Annotated in this window: 1 protein-coding gene; it reads right to left on the minus strand. The window is 44.9% G+C overall.

Features of this window, described 5'->3' with window-relative positions; all coding sequences use genetic code 11:
* Positions 1 to 336, minus strand: a 336-nt coding sequence (locus tag QWI17_RS18110) for a hypothetical protein (RefSeq protein ID WP_302723934.1), incomplete at both ends; no start/stop codon positions are given.

Here is a 336-nt window from a genome sequence, read left to right on the forward strand (position 1 = left end):
CGATACAAACCGCGGAAACTGATGCTTTTCAAGCAGTTCATAAAGGTCATGTTTATCATGACCTGCGACAACAGAGGCACGCGTTGCCACTTCATAGGCGGGAAAGTAATTACTATCAACCGCTATAGGAAAAAACAGAAACTCATGATCGTTCTGGTTTTCAATGCTTATCCAAACCGGCTGGATCCCTATTAAATTAAGTGCAGCGCCAAAAACGTCGCTGCTTTCTCTGTCACTCAGCGCGGATGCTTTAGCGATAACACCACCTTTTTCAAACTGAATGGCCCGGTCGGTAAAATGCCGTTTATCTGCATGGATAATGTCAACGCTGGAACA

The organism is Gilvimarinus gilvus, from assembly GCF_030518155.1.
Taxonomy (GTDB): Bacteria; Pseudomonadota; Gammaproteobacteria; order Pseudomonadales; family Cellvibrionaceae; genus Gilvimarinus; species Gilvimarinus gilvus.